Annotated in this window: 16 protein-coding genes; 6 read left to right on the top strand and 10 right to left on the bottom strand. The window is 42.9% G+C overall.

The features are described from left to right. Nucleotides 1-322 precede the first annotated feature (322 nt). Genes BTN98_RS19735 through hemC form a run of 5 tightly spaced genes read right to left on the bottom strand, consistent with a single transcriptional unit; the run spans nt 323 to nt 4,520 of the window. Nucleotides 323-1,510 (bottom strand): heme biosynthesis HemY N-terminal domain-containing protein, encoded by a 1,188-nt coding sequence (locus BTN98_RS19735; protein WP_060998627.1) that lies wholly within the window; start codon nt 1,508-1,510, stop codon nt 323-325. After that, nucleotides 1,510-2,682, bottom strand: coding sequence for a uroporphyrinogen-III C-methyltransferase (gene hemX, locus BTN98_RS19730; RefSeq protein ID WP_082970518.1), 1,173 nt, complete (start codon nt 2,680-2,682; stop codon nt 1,510-1,512). Before hemX ends, BTN98_RS19735 begins: the two co-directional genes overlap by 1 nt. After that, nucleotides 2,673-2,825, bottom strand: coding sequence for a hypothetical protein (locus BTN98_RS20435; protein ID WP_156674912.1), 153 nt, complete (start codon nt 2,823-2,825; stop codon nt 2,673-2,675). Before BTN98_RS20435 ends, hemX begins: the two co-directional genes overlap by 10 nt. Nucleotides 2,826-2,838: 13 nt before the next feature. After that, nucleotides 2,839-3,588 (bottom strand): uroporphyrinogen-III synthase, encoded by a 750-nt coding sequence (locus BTN98_RS19725; RefSeq protein ID WP_060998626.1) that lies wholly within the window; start codon nt 3,586-3,588, stop codon nt 2,839-2,841. Continuing rightward, nucleotides 3,588-4,520 (bottom strand): hydroxymethylbilane synthase, encoded by a 933-nt coding sequence (gene hemC, locus BTN98_RS19720; protein WP_060998651.1) that lies wholly within the window; start codon nt 4,518-4,520, stop codon nt 3,588-3,590. Before hemC ends, BTN98_RS19725 begins: the two co-directional genes overlap by 1 nt. A gap of 396 nt (nt 4,521-4,916) precedes the next feature. Between hemC and BTN98_RS19715 the strand changes: the two genes are divergently transcribed. After that, the gene (locus BTN98_RS19715) at nt 4,917-7,475 is read left to right on the top strand and encodes a class I adenylate cyclase (RefSeq protein ID WP_060998625.1); all 2,559 of its coding nucleotides are present in this window, start codon (nt 4,917-4,919) and stop codon (nt 7,473-7,475) included. Nucleotides 7,476-7,555: 80 nt separating this feature from the next. Here BTN98_RS19715 and cyaY read toward each other — a convergent pair whose 3' ends face one another. Then, complete coding sequence (gene cyaY / locus BTN98_RS19710; RefSeq protein ID WP_036788451.1) at nt 7,556-7,867, bottom strand: iron donor protein CyaY; 312 nt, start codon at nt 7,865-7,867, stop codon at nt 7,556-7,558. A gap of 78 nt (nt 7,868-7,945) precedes the next feature. Between cyaY and lptM the strand changes: the two genes are divergently transcribed. The 5 genes from lptM (at nt 7,946) to yigB (ending at nt 11,970) form a co-directional block, all read left to right on the top strand. Beyond that, nucleotides 7,946-8,062, top strand: coding sequence for an LPS translocon maturation chaperone LptM (gene lptM / locus BTN98_RS19705; protein WP_082732172.1), 117 nt, complete (start codon nt 7,946-7,948; stop codon nt 8,060-8,062). A gap of 66 nt (nt 8,063-8,128) precedes the next feature. Beyond that, nucleotides 8,129-9,379, top strand: a complete 1,251-nt coding sequence (gene lysA, locus BTN98_RS19700; protein WP_060998624.1) for a diaminopimelate decarboxylase — start codon at nt 8,129-8,131, stop codon at nt 9,377-9,379. 39 nt (nt 9,380-9,418) lie between these two features. Then, nucleotides 9,419-10,249 carry a diaminopimelate epimerase gene (gene dapF / locus BTN98_RS19695; protein WP_060998623.1) on the top strand — a complete coding sequence of 277 codons (831 nt, stop codon included), beginning with the start codon at nt 9,419-9,421 and terminating at the stop codon, nt 10,247-10,249. A gap of 51 nt (nt 10,250-10,300) precedes the next feature. Continuing rightward, nucleotides 10,301-11,209 carry a tyrosine recombinase XerC gene (gene xerC / locus BTN98_RS19690; protein WP_060998622.1) on the top strand — a complete coding sequence of 303 codons (909 nt, stop codon included), beginning with the start codon at nt 10,301-10,303 and terminating at the stop codon, nt 11,207-11,209. A 32-nt stretch (nt 11,210-11,241) separates the two neighbouring features. Continuing rightward, complete coding sequence (gene yigB / locus BTN98_RS19685; RefSeq protein WP_060998621.1) at nt 11,242-11,970, top strand: 5-amino-6-(5-phospho-D-ribitylamino)uracil phosphatase YigB; 729 nt, start codon at nt 11,242-11,244, stop codon at nt 11,968-11,970. A 21-nt stretch (nt 11,971-11,991) separates the two neighbouring features. Here the strand turns inward: yigB and BTN98_RS19680 are convergent, their stop codons facing one another. Genes BTN98_RS19680 through BTN98_RS19665 form a run of 4 tightly spaced genes read right to left on the bottom strand, consistent with a single transcriptional unit; the run spans nt 11,992 to nt 14,364 of the window. Beyond that, nucleotides 11,992-12,450 carry a DoxX family protein gene (locus BTN98_RS19680; RefSeq protein WP_060998620.1) on the bottom strand — a complete coding sequence of 153 codons (459 nt, stop codon included), beginning with the start codon at nt 12,448-12,450 and terminating at the stop codon, nt 11,992-11,994. Beyond that, a complete protein-coding gene (locus BTN98_RS19675) occupies nt 12,443-13,246 on the bottom strand; it encodes an HvfC/BufC N-terminal domain-containing protein (RefSeq protein WP_060998619.1) in 804 nt (267 codons plus the stop codon). The genes BTN98_RS19680 and BTN98_RS19675 overlap by 8 nt, the downstream gene beginning before the upstream one ends. Continuing rightward, on the bottom strand, nt 13,221-14,084 hold the full coding sequence (gene bufB, locus BTN98_RS19670) for an MNIO family bufferin maturase (RefSeq protein WP_231730703.1): 864 nt from the start codon (nt 14,082-14,084) through the stop codon (nt 13,221-13,223). Before bufB ends, BTN98_RS19675 begins: the two co-directional genes overlap by 26 nt. Before the next feature lie 4 nt (nt 14,085-14,088). Next, nucleotides 14,089-14,364: a BufA1 family periplasmic bufferin-type metallophore gene (locus BTN98_RS19665; protein WP_060998650.1), complete on the bottom strand. Its 276-nt coding sequence runs from the start codon at nt 14,362-14,364 to the stop codon at nt 14,089-14,091. Nucleotides 14,365-14,533: the final 169 nt, after the last annotated feature.

The raw sequence follows: 14,533 nt of genomic DNA, 5'->3' as shown, positions 1-14,533 counted from the left end.
ATGAATACCAATAAAAAGCCTCCTTAGCGGAGCTTTTTATTGGTATTCATTAATCAGCGTGCTTAATTAATACAGCCATCATTACGCCAACAATTACTGACACCATAATACCTGAAACAATCAGCCAAGGAAGCATATCCATAACAGTTATCCAAATGTTAAATAAAAAGGGCAGAGTGGCTATTGAAACGTGTTTATCTCCAAGGAGCAATGGGGCAGATATACCTTGTAATGGCTGTTTACATTTAGATACATGTTAATGTGGAAACTGTTATCTAGACGAAAAAAAGCGCCATAAAGGCGCTTTTTTCAGCTTTAAAACTTACGCTTGATCAGGTTTTGCCAGTTGCAATGCCTGGCGTGAAACCTCTGCTGCGGCTTGTTTATCGCCAAGTTGCTCAAGGGTAGCAACTAAGTGTGCAAAGTCGGTAACATCTGGGCGTATTGCTATGGCTTTTTCTAAATGTTGTTTCGCAGGTTGCCATTGTTTATCAGCCATTAGCATCTGTCCTAATGCACTTTGTAGTGCAGGGTTGTTACTATTATTGGCTAATAAGTCTTGCAGACTCACAATCGCTGGGTGGCGATCTGGCAGGGTTAATTGTGGCATTAAGCTAATTAAATTCTGCTCAGGGTTTTTCTTGATAGCATCACGCAAGATAGGAAATGCATCAGAATCAGCGTGGCGAACAATCATCTGCTTAACAAAACATGCCACTAAAGCAGGGTTATGTTTGTCTTTACGATTCATGCTGTTCCAATAGCTGATTAAACCATCACTACCGCTTTGCTGACTTAAGTGATGCATTTGGCCGCATTGTGCTTGAATGTCTAATTGTGCTTCTTCTGCAGCAGTAATCACACCAGCTTTTGTTAGTAGAGGCAGTAGAGCTAGCAGCGCTTTCCAATCTTCTAACTGTAAGTAACATTGTTGTAATAAGTTCAGCGCCATCGGATTACGTGGGTTGTTTTGATGAACGTCTTGCAAGGTTGCTAATGCTTGTTCAAATTGTTGTTGGCGAATTTGAAGCTTGGCACGGGTTAATGATACCGCGAGGTTTTCTGTGTCTTGCTCTGCAGCCAGCAGTAAATACTGGTCACGTTGTTGAGTTTTACCAAGCCCTTGTGCAGCTTCTGCTGCGGCTAAGTAGTTTAGAATCGGCGCGTCACTGTATTTAGCTGACTTAGAAAGCATTTTTTCAGCCGCTTTCCAATCACCTTCAGCAACTTTTAATAGTCCTTCGACGGTATTACGACGAGCTTTACGGACTTGACGACCACTGAACCAACCACGAGTTGAGCTACCAAAAGAAAATAGGCGGCGCAGAATAAACTCAAGAACAAAAAAGATCGCAACGATAGCAATTGCGACAATAATAAGCGTGGTTAAACTCATCTCGATGGTTTGATTGGCAAACGAGATCAACACATAGCCTTGATGACCAGCAAGATCGGGGCTGACAATGATACCGGCAATCAGAGCGATGACCAATAACAACAATTTAACCATTATTTGGTTTCCTCTTTAACAGTGCTAGTTACTGCTGCAGATGTTGCTGGTGCAGGCTTTTCTAGCAGCATCACTTTCTTTGTTGTAGTTGATGGTGTTGCAGCCGATGAAGTTGCGCTAACTGCATCAGTTTTTATCAGTTTTAGTGCTTTTGGTTGTGGCTTAGGTTGTGCTTTAGTTGGCGTTGTTGCATCACTCAGCGCTGACATTTTATTGCGTAACACTTGATTGACTAATTTAGTGATCAGTGCTTGTGATTGCAGCTTAGCAGGATAATCAACATTCACATTTTGTTGTTCTAGTTGCTGTAAGCCAGCAATAAAACTTTGGGTTTTAGGTGATGATAAGTCGTAGTACTGTTGTGCCCATTTGATCGCAGTTGCGATTGATTCGCGGTAAATAGTACCTTGATCGCGATATACTGCTGCAATAGCTGTCTCAAGCTTGTTGGTGATATTTTGCTGTAGATAGAAATCTTGTTTTGGTGATAGTAACGGTACCACACTGCCATCACGCTTACGGTAAGTAATAAAATTCTCACTAAAGTTCTTTAATGAGGTTATTAAATTATCTTTCCAATCATCAACAGACTGGCTAACGGTTGGGTTTTGCTGTGGCTCAGCTTTGGCTAATACAGCATTAGCTAATGGTAAGCTATCAATACTGTTTTCAAGGCTGTTAAGGCGTAATACGATGCCATCACGATCAACAACAGTGATTGATTTTAGCGCAGTGATGTCATTGCTCATTGCTTGACGTAGTCCTTTAAGACTTGGGTCATTAAGCTCAGCAATACGATGATCGGCAGCTTCCAATAATAAGGTTGCGCTGGTTACGTCATGCTCTAGCCATAACTTACGTCCAGCCATCTTAACCAAGTAATCCGCTTCTGCTAATAACCAATCATCAGGCTCTTGGCCTTTTAAATCGGCAATGGCTGTTTGAAGTGAATCAATCGATTTTTGCTGCTGACTAATGCCTTGTTCAACATTTTGTTGAGCTGTACGTAGTTCATTATTGACCATGCCAAGGGTTTGCTGCTGATCAGCTTGCATGGCAGCTTTCATGGTCGCAATTTGTTGCTGAAGGGCGGCAACTTGCTGCTGTTGTTGTAGTCCTTGCTGATGACCGTGATAGTAAAGACCACCACCAAGAGCTAATACTAGTGCAATCGCAACCCAACCGGTTTTGCTACCAGATTTTTTTGTTTAGTGGCTGGTGGCGCTGTTTTGGTTGTTTTTGAAGTAGTAACCGCAGGCTTATCTTTTGCTGATGTCGCAGCGGTTGGGTTTGTGTTTGTTGTTTTGTCTGTCATCCTAATTATTCCGTTAGCTTACGTTGCTTTTTAGGAACGTGAATAACGCCTGATTAGCGGCGCTTCCCACGGTGGAAATATGTCTGTAGCCAAGCGTCGATGCTTGATCTGCGACTCGTTGACTTGGTACGAAAAGGTGGCAATTATAAAACCAAGTCAAATTCTTAGTTGGGATCAATCCCGTTAAGTATATTAACTGTTCACTACTAGTGACAACTAGAGCCTGTATGTGCTGTTGTTGCCACTGTTGGACTAATGGTGTTGCATCGAGATCAAGCCAGCAGCGTTGATAAGTCTCACAATAACTGACTTGGGCATGGCGAGCGGTTAATGCTTGATAGATTAATTCGCGTCCACCATTACCTCGTAAGATTAATACCTTACGTTGGCGAATATTAGCAAGTTCAGGCAATGCTAATAGCGCTTCGCTATCATGGCGACCTTCAGGTGAACTCACTGGTTGTTGACAGGCTTTGGCTAATGCCGCTGCAGTCTTGTCGCCAACCGCTATATAATGCATGTTTTTTGGCCATTCTGCACCTTGTGATATCAAGTAATCAGCTGCAAAACGTACCGCATGATAGCTAACTGCAATGATATAGTCATCTGGTTGCAATTGTTGAATTTGTTCTATTAATCTATTTATATATTTCCCTTGCTTGACCTCAAGTAAAGGCTGAGCAATCGCGCTGATCCCCACTTGATTAAGTTGTGCGACCAATTGATCGCACTCTGGTGCTGGACGGGTGATCAGCACTGTCATTAGGCGTTACCGTATAAACGATCAAGAATGTCTTTGGCCCCTTTAGCTAATAACTCATCAGCTAACGTTTCACCTAATTGCTCTGCCGCTGCAATTGGACCACTGATTTCAGCACGAACAATAACACTGCCATCTGGTTCGCCCACTAACGCACGTAGCCAAATAGTATCGTCTTGTAGTTCTGAATAACTACCAATTGGCACTTGGCAACCACCTTGAAGACGGTTATTCATCGCACGCTCACACAGAACACGTGTTGCGGTCGGTTGGTGATTTAGCGGAGCAAGCAATTCGCGTACTCGTTGATCATTTAGACGACATTCAATACCTACAGCACCTTGACCTACGGCTGGTAAACTGGTTTCTGGTGTAATTTCACTGCGAATACGATCGCTCATTTTAAGGCGTTTTAGTCCTGCTGCCGCTAAAATAATCGCATCATATTGGCCTTCATCAAGCTTACGTAGGCGAGTATTCACATTACCACGCAAGTCGTTAACGATCAGATCTGGACGTTGAGCGCGCAGTTGACATTGGCGGCGTAGGCTTGACGTTCCAACAATCGCGCCTTGAGGTAAGTCATCAATAGAATCATAGTTATTTGACACAAAGGCATCACGCGGATCTTCACGCTCACAAATCGTGACTAACCCTAGTCCCTCTGGAAATTCTACTGGCACATCTTTCATCGAGTGCACCGCGATATCTGCGCGACCTTCAAGCATAGCCACTTCAAGTTCTTTAACAAATAAGCCTTTACCGCCCACTTTTGCTAAAGGAGTATCTAAAATGATGTCGCCTTTTGTTACCATTGGCAGCAATTCAACAACGAGCCCTGGATGAGCTTGTTCGAGTGCAGCTTTGACAAACTCAGCTTGCCACATGGCTAATGGGCTTTGGCGTGTAGCAATACGAATCGGTTGTGTTGTCATCATAGTAAAGAGGGTCCGTTAATCAAGGTTATGATTTTTTATACTCAGTATCGTACCACTACCTAAGCATGGATGATAATTCGTGTATTGCGGTTCCTGATTTCAAGCGTTATTGTGTAGTCAGCTACAACACAAACTGTGATATTTATCGCAATAAGTCGTTGAGCGGTTTCTAGTTGCAGTGTAATCAACTGCTGTTAGTTATTGCCACGATGAATAGCCTGATAATTATGGATGAATCATAGACAGTTGTTACTGGGGCAAGCTTGGCATTATCTTTACCGTAGGTATTAAAAATGATACATTGATCACGTTTTTTCTTATTTTGAATAAAATTTACGCTATTAATGTCAAACTGCGGGCCGCACTAACACTGCTAGCTCTTGGAAGAGTAATTTGCAAAATTATATCAAGACGCTAAAAGGTAGACTGGACTCACTGACTGAGCTTCGTATTGAACGTGCACGCTTAGCAATGAATGAGCCGTCGGTACAGGTTTTTGATCTGTTACCTGTCTTATTACATTATAACCACCCAGCCTTGCCGGGGTATCTTGATCAACAAGTACCTCAGGGGATTGCGCATTTTATCGCTACTGACGTGCAGCAGCAATTTGTCAATGATTGCGCGCTTAATGCGGTAATGCCAGTTGAACCACTAGTGGTTGATGACGCCGACTGCCCAATTACAGGTCTTTATGCCATGGGTAGTACTTCTTCTATGGGGCAAAGTCTTACTAGTGATCTCGATATTTGGGTCTGCATTCCTACGTCATTAAATAGCCATAGCCGTGAAGCATTAGATCGTAAATGTAGCCTCGTTTCTCTATGGGCGATGGAGCAAGGGGTTGAAGCCAACTTCTTTTTGATCGATGAAAACCGTTTCCGTGATAACTTTTCTGAAGCCATGACCGGTGAGAACTGTGGTTCAAGTCAGCATTTATTGTTGCTTGATGAATTTTATCGTTCTGCCGTCTGTTTAGCTGGATTACCTTTATTATGGTTTATGGTGCCACCAGAGATGGAAGAGTGCTATGACCAATATATCGATGGTCTGGTAGCTAAAGGTTATATTCAACGCGACCAATGGATTGATTTTGGTGGCTTGATGCGTATTCCTGCTGAAGAATATTTTGGTTCTAGTTTATGGCAGTTATACAAAAGTATCGATTCACCTTATAAATCGGTACTAAAAGCGATCCTACTTGAAGCCTATTCATGGGAATACCCACATACCCAATTATTAAGTCTTGATGGCAAGCGCCGCTTCTTTGCTGAAGATCGCAGTGAATACTGCATGGATGCTTATTATTTAATGCTTGAGAAAGTGACCCGTTATTTAGAGCGCATTGATGATCATCGTCGTCTTGATTTAGTCCGCCGCTGTTTCTATCTTAAAACCCATGAAAAATTAACCCGTAAGCCAACGTCTGGTTCTGTAGTATGGCGCCGACGTGCGCTGCAACAGTTAACTGAGCGGTGGCAATGGTCGACTGAAGTCGTGGCTGAACTTGATAATCGCCGTAATTGGAAGGTTGCTCAAGTAAAGCAGGCTCATAACGAGCTGCTTGATGCATTGATGCTCAGTTACCGAAATCTGATTCGTTTTGCGCGCCGTAATGATATTACCTCGGCTATTAGTCCTGAAGATATCAGTATTCTGGCGCGTAAATTATATGCTGCCTTTGAGGTGCTGCCCGGTAAGGTGACGCTATTAAATCCGCAAATATCACCGGATTTACATGAACCTGATCTGACGTTTATTCAAGTGCCTGAAGGGCGAACTAATGCCGCGGGTTGGTATTTATATAAACAACCGATTGAAGCAAAATACATTTTAGGTCAACCATCGTTAGAGCATAACCGCTATCTGTCAAAGTTAGTGGCATGGAGCTATTTTAATGGCTTGTTGACCGAATCGACCCACTTACACACAGTGGCGCGTAATGCTGATATGGATTTAGATAAACTGTATCAACTGGTGAGTGATATTCGTAACACCTTTCCAATTCGTCGTCCGCACCCAGGCTTACAAGCGTTATCGAGCCCGTGTGAAATTCGTCAATTAGGTTTGTTTGTTAATTTAGAAACCGATCCAACCACTGAGCTAAAAAATCGTTCGGTGCGATTTGATTTTAAAACCACCGATATTTTTAGCTATGGTCCTGAGCAAAAGTGCTTAGTCGGCAGTGTCGACTTGGTTTATCGTAACTCGTGGAATGAAGTACGTACTCTGAATTTCAGCGGTAACTATGCCATGCTGGATGCGTTGAAAACCATGTTGGGTAAAATGCACCACGATGCGATTCCACCCGAAGCGATTGATGTGTTTTGTTACAGCAAACATATGCGTGGTTTAATTCGTAATGTGGTTTATCAATTGGTAGCTGAGTGTATTGAAATGCGCCTAAAACCGGTTGAAGAGGAAAAGCGCCGTCGCTTTAAAGCGGTCCATATCGCTGATGAAACCTATGGCTTATTTTTTGAGCGCCGTGGTGTTTCAGTACAACGACTTGAAAATTCAGTTGATTTTTATAGTTGTATTTCATCAAATAAAGTCAGTGATATACCTAAAGTGGTGATGGGGAAAACCGATGAGCCGCACCCACCTGAAATTGTTGATGCTTATGCCAGTGAAGGTTTGATTCAGTTCTTTTTTGAAGATTGCGATCAAGGTTTCAATATCTATATTTTAGATGAAACCAACCAAATGGAAGTGTATCGCCAGTGCAATGGCAATAAAGATGAGATGGTGCACGGTGTGAACCGTTTTTATACCTCATCACAAGATCGTTTTAGCTATAGTGCTAATTTCATCAATTTCAATTTGCCGCAGTTTTACGATATTGCGCATAATGATAAAGGTGAATTGCAAGTATTGCCGTTTAAAAGTGGTCAAGTGGGCCGTCGTAATGACAATACTGAAGCAACAAATAACGGTATTAATCTTAATTAACGCTGTGAGTGTTAATTAACGTAGAAAAAAGCCTTCATTTTTTGAAGGCTTTTTTATTGCTGCGATAAATCACATTGGCATTACCAAGTGACATTTTCACCGGCATGGAGGCTGCATTCTTGTTTAAGCAGTGCAAATAATTCTTTATCACTACGGGTGCAGCGCCATTCGCTACCAGTGTATTTAAAATGGTAACCACCTGATTTTGAAGCTAACCATAGTTCGTGCAGTGGTTCTTGGCGGTTAATAACGATTTGGCTGCGGTTGGCAAACTCTAAAGTCAGCACATTACCTGTGGTTTCTGGTTCAATATCAACACCGGATTCATCGATGCCTTCTTCGATCTGCATTAGTGCTAGATCGGCCAGTTGGTGGAATTCAGTATCATTCATCCTATTGCGTCCTATTGCATTTCTTGTTCTTGGTGCGATTATAGAGGTCATTGGAATGATAATCACTGGCTTTGAATTATGCATAAAGGTTTATTAGCAATTTTGGTCTTCGGATCGTTAATTTTAACTGGCTGTGGCCAAAGTGGCCCACTTTACATGCCAAAAGATGCACCACAACAACATCAACCACAATAATAAGACCGCTGCGATGATGATAAAATAGCAGCTTAATAGTCAACAAGACAGGGAAGGAAATAAGCATTGGATTATTTTAATTATCAGCAAGACGGACAACTATGGGCAGAAGAGGTGGCGTTAGCTGAATTAGCAGCACAATATGGTACGCCACTTTATGTTTATTCACGCGCCACGCTTGAGCGTCATTGGCATGCGTTCGATCAAGCTGTTGCTACTCAGCCGCATTTGATTTGCTATGCAGTTAAAGCAAACTCTAACCTTGGAGTGCTCAATGTGTTGGCACGATTAGGATCCGGGTTTGATATTGTGTCTCAGGGTGAGCTTGAGCGAGTATTAGCTGCTGGTGGCGATCCTGCCAAGGTGGTTTTTTCTGGTGTCGGTAAAACAGCGGTTGAAATGCAGCGCGCATTAGAGCTTGGGATTAAATGCTTTAATGTTGAATCGGAGCCTGAATTAGAACGTTTAAATCATGTTGCGGGTCAATTAGGTAAAATTGCCCCTATTTCATTGCGTATTAACCCCGATGTTGACGCTAATACCCATCCATATATTTCAACGGGACTGCGAGACAATAAATTTGGTATTGCTCGTGAGCGAGCGCTAGATGTCTATCAATTAGCCCATCAATTACCCCATATTAATGTGGTTGGAATGGATTGTCATATTGGCTCCCAGCTAACCGAAGTGCAGCCTTTTATTGATGCAACTGAACGATTGTTGGCATTAGTTGATGAGTTAAAATCGGTTGGAATTGAGATCAAACATTTAGATCTCGGTGGTGGCTTAGGAGTGACTTATAACGATGAGCAACCGCCATTACCTGCTGATTATGCGACCGCATTGTTAGCTCGGTTAGCCGCTTACCCACAACTGGAATTAATTTTTGAGCCTGGTCGTGCTATTGCTGCTAATGCTGGCGTATTGCTGACTAAAGTTGAGTTTTTAAAGCATACTGAATATAAAAACTTTGCCATTGTCGATGCGGCGATGAATGATCTTATTCGACCGACCCTGTATTCCGCGTGGCAAGATATTGTGCCGCTGATTCCACGCAAAGGTGAGAGCCAGTGTTATGATCTGGTTGGGCCTATTTGTGAAACCGGTGACTTTATCGGTAAAGATCGTCATTTATGTTTAGCTCCCGGTGATGTGTTAGCCGTTAGGTCGGCTGGTGCTTATGGCTTCGTAATGGCATCTAACTATAATTCTCGTCCTCGCGTCGCAGAGGTCATGGTTGATGGTCAGCAAGTGCATTTGGTTCGCGCCCGTGAAACGCTAGAGCAACTTTGGCAACATGAATATGTTGTTAAGTGATTGTCGTCGCAACTGAAGCTTTAATAATTAAGGAACATCATGCAGATTAACTTTTCCAAAATGCATGGGCTGGGCAATGACTTTGTTGTTGTTGATTGTGTCACACAAAATGTGTTTTTTTCGCCAGATGCGATTCGTCGTTTAGCGGATCGTCATCGCGGAATTGGTTTTGATCAACTATTAGTGGTCGAACCGCCTTATGATCCTGAAACGGATTTTCACTATCGCATTTTTAATGCTGACGGCAGTGAAGTTGAGCAGTGTGGTAATGGTGCCCGTTGTTTTGCTCGATTTGTGTCAATGAAAGGGTTAACCAATAAATACCATATATCCGTAAGCACTAAAGCGGGCAAAATGGTGTTAAAGCTTGAAAGCGATGGTCAAGTAACAGTGAATATGGGGGCGCCGAACTTTGAACCCAATAAAATTCCGATGCGCGCCAAGCAGGCAGAGAAAACCTATTTACTGCGGGTCGGTGAGCAAACGCTATTTTGTGGTGCCGTGAGTATGGGTAACCCACATTGCGTTACGATTGTTGATGACGTTGATACTGCGGCAGTTGAAAAACTAGGGCCGTTGTTGGAATCTCATGAGCGTTTTCCTGAGCGCGTTAATGCGGGTTTTATGCAAGTTATTGATCGTGGTACGGTGAAATTGCGAGTGTATGAACGTGGTGCTGGTGAAACTCAAGCTTGTGGCAGTGGTGCTTGTGCTGCGGTTGCTGTTGGTCGTAGCCAAGGATTATTGGATGAAAATGTCAAAGTGAGTTTACCGGGCGGCGATTTATATATTCGCTGGGCAGGAGAAGGCAAACCGTTATTTATGACCGGCCCTGTGGCGCACGTATTTGATGGTCAATTTATTCAATAGTGAAAGCTAATCGTTGTCACGATTACGGATGACACCAAGATTGAGGTTTATGTGAGTACGCTTCCTCGAAGTTTTGAACAACCCCTTGAGCGTTTTTATGAATATTTGCGTAGTGAGCGTGAGCTTAGTTTGCACACCCAGCAAAATTATAAACGTCAATTAACCTGCATTGCCGAGCAATTACTAGAGCTTGGAGTTGAAAATTGGCAGCAAGTTGATGCGGGTTGGGTACGCCAAATTGCCAGTAAAGGGATGCGTAATGGTCTAAAAGCCAGCAGCTTAGCAATGCGACTATCTGCACTGCGAAGCTTTTTTGATTACTTGGTACATCAGCAAGTGTTACCTGCCAACCCAGCCAAAGGAGTGGCAGCTCCTCGTAAAGCGCGGCCATTACCGAAAAATTTAGATGTTGATGAAATGAATCAACTGCTAGAAGTGAATGATGATGATCCGTTGGCGATTCGTGATCGGGCAATGATGGAATTAATGTATGGTGCGGGGTTACGTTTATCTGAATTGGTTAACTTAAATGTGCGTGATATTAACTTAAGCAAAGGTGATCTACGGGTTATTGGTAAGGGTGATAAAGAGCGAGTTGTCCCTTTTGCTGGTTTAGCGTGTGAGTGGGTCGGTAATTGGCTTAAAGTGCGGGCTAATATTGCTCATGCTGATGAAAATGGCTTGTTTGTGTCTAAGCTTGGTCAACGTATTTCAAATCGCAATGTTCAAAAAAGAATGGCGGAATGGGGTCAAAAACAAGCGGTATCAAGTCATATAAATCCGCATAAATTACGCCATAGTTTTGCAACTCATATGTTGGAATCCAGTGGTGATTTACGTGCGGTACAAGAATTATTGGGTCATGCCAATTTAACCACTACTCAAATTTATACCCATCTTGATTTTCAACATCTAGCTAAAGTGTATGATGCAGCTCATCCGCGAGCTAAGCGCCGCTAGTATTGGTTGGATTATTAATTATAGGAACAACCATGCAATTTTATCGTCACTTAGGTTCGATCAATGCACTGACATTTGATCTGGATGACACCCTTTATGATAACCATCCGGTAATTGTTCGAGCTGAACAAGCGATGTTTGATTGGTTAGCTCAGCTATTACCGTCATCAACCATGATCAGCCGTGATGATTGGCAGCACCTTAAGCAGCAACTGGCTGTGATTGATCCTAGCTTGACGCATGATGTCAGCCAATGGCGTTATGAAACCTTAAAAATCGGTTTAATGCAATTAGGCTGGCGTTTACAAGCTGCTGAATTAGCAGCTCGGCAAGGGTTGGAGTTGGTGTTGGTTGAGCGTAATAAGGTCGATGTACCTGCTGAAACCCATCGTGTGTTGGCGTTATTGAGTGCGCAGCTACCATTAGTGGCAATTACCAATGGTAATGTTGATCCGCAGCAAATCGGCTTGGCAAAATATTTCAGCGCCATCTATCAGGCTGGGCGTGATGGGTTAGCAAAACCAGCTGCAGATCTGTTTGAGCACGCTATAAATCATTTAGGGTTACCGGCACAACAGGTTTTACATGTAGGTGATCACTTGCAAACTGACGTTTTTGGCGCCAAGAAACATGGCTTGCAAGCGTGTTGGTATAATGATCAGCGCCGCACATTAACCACTGCTAATGTTAATTGTTTACCTGATGTTGAAATTAGTCATTTAGCAGAATTACTACCGTTAATCGGTATTCCTGCACGCTAAGTTAGCGGGGGAATAACACCATTATTTGAGAGGATAATGATGAGCTTGGCCTTGATAGAGCCAATGATCGAGTGATAATTTTCCCGCCCCCCAAAAGAGTGTAATTAGTAACATCACTCCCCATAATTGATGATCATAAAACCCTTGCGGCCATAACGCGGGGTATGACACTACTGCAATAATATTAAACCCAAATAATAACGCGGCCATTGGTCGTGAAAATAAACCGAGCACTAAAAAAATCGGTACGATCAATTCAATCGCAGTGCCGCTATAAGCCGCCCACAGCCAAGGTAGAACCGGCACCTGATATTCGTATTCAAATAAATACAATGTGCTATCCCAACTGCCGTATTTGATCAGTCCTGATTTAAAAAAGGCAATTGCCACCCACACACGACTAAAAAGTAATAATAACGGTTGTAATGGCTGGGTGAGTTGTTGAAAAAAAGGGTCAATAGTACGTATAAAATTAATCATCGTTGTTCACCTCACCAATATCGTCAATTAAATGGTGGTGTAATAGCTGTGGTAGCAGGGCTAATTGTGATTCGGTGAGTGCGGCGATAGGACGCTGCTGCTGGCAATCGTTCACTAACGTTATTAATTCCGCCGCCACAGTTTGTTGCCACAGCTGCCATTGGAAATGTTGTACCAATACTGCCTGCGGTTGATGAATATCTAACGTTGCTAATTGTTGCTGTTGATGACTGCCATCGGTGTGATTAACGATCTCCCACAGTGTGCCGACTGCATATTGACTACTAAAAAGATGGGTTGATATCGGTATATGAAAATAATATCGCTGCAGATCAAGCGAATGTTGTGGATGTTCAAGTCGGTGTAATTTCTCTAATGGTAGCGCACCACTATGAGATGGTGATCGTGACACCACATCACGCAACCATTCTAGTCGCGCCAGATCGACCAAATATGGCAAGCTTGAAACCAATGTTGGTTGAGCGGCAATGGTGTCGCTAAAGTGGTCACCATATAAAGTAACGTCCCCTTGTGGTAGCGGATGATTAAGAATGTGTTGCCGCGCTAATTGTTTAAAAAAAGCCTCACCAATCATGGCTTTCACGGTGGAATAGACGCTCTCTAATACCTCGGTTAAGCCAACGATAAAATTATTACAGTACAATTGCAGTCGTTGTTGAGCGCTAAAATGATCGCTGATCACCATCGTTGTTGCGGTATGAGATTGATAATGTAACGCCGCGGCAAATTGGTGTTGTAATTGGTGTAGGTTAGGCGCTGTTGTTGATGCAGGCATGGGCGTGCTCCTTATCGACAATGGCTTGAGCTTTATTCGCTTCGGCAACTAATATCGCTAGGGTTGGAATATCTGTATCCCATTCAATTAAGGTGGGAATATGGCTGCCATGACAGCGGATCCACTGTTGATATAGCTGCCACACGGCATCACTCACGGGTTGGCTGTGAGTGTCAATCCATATTTCACCCTGAGGCAAATGTTTACGAATAAAGCCAGCTAGGTGTATTTCTTGCACCACGGTAGGATCAATTGCGGCTAAATAGGTTTGGCAATCAAAGCTATGATTAAAGCTACTGACATAAATGTTATTTAAATCTAATAATAATCCACAGCCTGTTCGTTGCTGGACAGCCATTAAAAATTCCCATTCAGGCATGGTTGAATGTTGAAACTGTAAATAGCTCGATGGATTTTCAATCAGTATTTGACGGTTTAATGTGTGCTGAACTTGATCGACTTTATCGCAAAAATTATCCAGAGCCTCTTCGGTGTACGGTAACGGTAATAAATCATTAAAAAATTGACCATCAACAGAGCTCCAGCTGAGGTGCTCGGACACCAAAAAGGGGTTAACTTCGCTGATTAACTGCTTGAGTTGCTGTAAATGAGCCACATTAAGGGGATCGGCTGATCCCAATGATAAACCAATGCCATGACAACTAAGCGGATAGTCGGGCAAGAGCTGGCGTAATTGTTGGCGTGCTAATGAATCAGGATTGAAATAGTTTTCACTGTGAATTTCTAACCAACCAAGGGCGGGTCGTTGAGTGATTATGTCTGCGATGTGAGGTGAGCGTAAGCCCACCCCAATCGGCAGTTGGGATGAAAAGCCCACCAAATTACATCTCCTTAGTTGAACCGGCATGGAGACGAGCGCACAATCCTTTTGGGACGACTACAAAGGCATCTTTTTGCGCATCTTCTTTCGCAGATCCAGCGCAAGAACTGGTTTTGGTGGCGCAATCATTTTTCCCTGCTTTAGCCACGCCATAACATTTTTCTTTTGCCATTTTTTTGCCCATTTCGTCTGCGACAGCCGTTGTTGAGGCAAGAGTACCGGCGAGTGCAATTAATCCTGTCATTGCTGATGCTAAGGCGATATTAGTCTTTTTCATGATGATTCCTTGATTATGATTGAGTGTTGGTTTGCGGTTGTAACTATTTTTATGGCGTTAATACGCTCTTGGAATATACAGACAGGGCCAGAGCATAATTTATTTCATTAAAATGTTAATTATTTTAATGGCCATGTTGAATTTGTGTTTCTGAATTCTGCGAAAATCA

It is taken from the genome of Photobacterium aquimaris, assembly GCF_002954455.1.
In the GTDB taxonomy this organism is placed as follows: Bacteria; Pseudomonadota; Gammaproteobacteria; order Enterobacterales; family Vibrionaceae; genus Photobacterium; species Photobacterium aquimaris.
The sequence above is the reverse complement of the archived record's forward strand: the minus strand, read 5'-3'. Positions and strand labels throughout refer to the sequence as shown.

What these genes read in the sequence shown, in the direction of transcription:
- cyaY (WP_036788451.1), bottom strand. Translation starts at nt 7,867, where the DNA reads ATGAATGATACTGAATTCCACCAACTGGCCGATCTAGCACTAATGCAG.
- BTN98_RS20435 (WP_156674912.1), bottom strand. Translation starts at nt 2,825, where the DNA reads ATGACAGACAAAACAACAAACACAAACCCAACCGCTGCGACATCAGCA.
- yigB (WP_060998621.1), top strand. Translation starts at nt 11,242, where the DNA reads ATGCAATTTTATCGTCACTTAGGTTCGATCAATGCACTGACATTTGAT.
- dapF (WP_060998623.1), top strand. Translation starts at nt 9,419, where the DNA reads ATGCAGATTAACTTTTCCAAAATGCATGGGCTGGGCAATGACTTTGTT.
- lptM (WP_082732172.1), top strand. Translation starts at nt 7,946, where the DNA reads ATGCATAAAGGTTTATTAGCAATTTTGGTCTTCGGATCGTTAATTTTA.
- BTN98_RS19665 (WP_060998650.1), bottom strand. Translation starts at nt 14,364, where the DNA reads ATGAAAAAGACTAATATCGCCTTAGCATCAGCAATGACAGGATTAATT.
- BTN98_RS19735 (WP_060998627.1), bottom strand. Translation starts at nt 1,510, where the DNA reads ATGGTTAAATTGTTGTTATTGGTCATCGCTCTGATTGCCGGTATCATT.
- hemC (WP_060998651.1), bottom strand. Translation starts at nt 4,520, where the DNA reads ATGACAACACAACCGATTCGTATTGCTACACGCCAAAGCCCATTAGCC.
- BTN98_RS19675 (WP_060998619.1), bottom strand. Translation starts at nt 13,246, where the DNA reads ATGCCTGCATCAACAACAGCGCCTAACCTACACCAATTACAACACCAA.
- BTN98_RS19680 (WP_060998620.1), bottom strand. Translation starts at nt 12,450, where the DNA reads ATGATTAATTTTATACGTACTATTGACCCTTTTTTTCAACAACTCACC.
- BTN98_RS19725 (WP_060998626.1), bottom strand. Translation starts at nt 3,588, where the DNA reads ATGACAGTGCTGATCACCCGTCCAGCACCAGAGTGCGATCAATTGGTC.